The sequence below is a fragment of the Blastomonas sp. CCH1-A6 genome, from assembly GCF_001556365.1.
In the GTDB taxonomy this organism is placed as follows: Bacteria; Pseudomonadota; Alphaproteobacteria; order Sphingomonadales; family Sphingomonadaceae; genus Blastomonas; species Blastomonas ursincola.
On record NZ_LSIS01000457.1, the window covers coordinates 1 to 867 of the forward strand.

Consider the following 867-nt stretch of genomic DNA (forward strand, 5'->3'; position numbering starts at 1 on the left):
TCAATTGGACCCAGGAGATGCTTGCCGACGAGGCCCTTGTTGCGTTGACTGCGCTTAAACGCCTCGAATCCGAGAATAAGCTGCCCGTGCGCGAGGATACCCGTCATCAGGTGGTCAAGGCGCTGGAGGACGCGGGCATCGTCTTCCTTGCCTCGGAACGCGGCGAAGGAGTCATGCTGGTGCGCGGCGAGGCGGAGAAATCCCCAAAGTAGTGAGTGCCGATAGCCGCAGAGTTATACTCGCGCCCTCATGCGGGCATAGCACAGGCGGCGTGATTACTTCGGTCCATTATGGTGTATATTCGGTAAATCAGCAGGCGCAGGGGGCAATGGCTGAGAGCGGAACGAGGCGATGGCGATAGCCGCTTTCGAGGATCGCGCCCCCGACGCGCCCCATGTCACCGATTATGATGAGCGCCATCATCGGACCTATTGGCGGCTGCTCGATGCGGCCGACGAAAATGCCGATTGACGCGAAGCCGTCCGCATCATCTTCGGGATCGACCCTGGCGCCGAACCGGAACGCGCCCGCTGCGTCTATGACTCGCATCTCGTCCGCGCGCGCTGGATGACCGAGACCGGTTATCGGCACTATCTGCGCCCGCCGCGGAACTGAGCGCGGCCTCGGACCACACGGCGGCGCCCCGGAAAATCCGTTCAGAACGCTGACTTGAATCCGCTATGCGCCCGCGTGCCCGGCAGGACTTCTCCAAGGTCGCACGGCTGAGAACATCTTCCAACGCGCTCCGCAGAGGGCCATGCTTGGGAGGGTTTCGATGCCGCCTGAGAAGGACTGGCGCGCGCCCTCGGACCAGGCCGGGGACGACGCGCTGCAATATTCGGATATCGCCATCGGCTATCTCAGCCG

1 protein-coding gene and 1 pseudogene are annotated in these 867 nt (G+C 62.9%); both read left to right on the top strand.

What is annotated here, in order from left to right:
• Positions 1-212, top strand: a 212-nt coding sequence (locus AX735_RS20575) for an XRE family transcriptional regulator (RefSeq protein WP_156447562.1), incomplete at its 5' end; no start/stop codon positions are given.
• Between the two features lie 139 nt (positions 213-351).
• Positions 352-615 (top strand): annotated as a pseudogene (locus tag AX735_RS20580) (DUF2285 domain-containing protein).
• Positions 616-867: the final 252 nt, after the last annotated feature.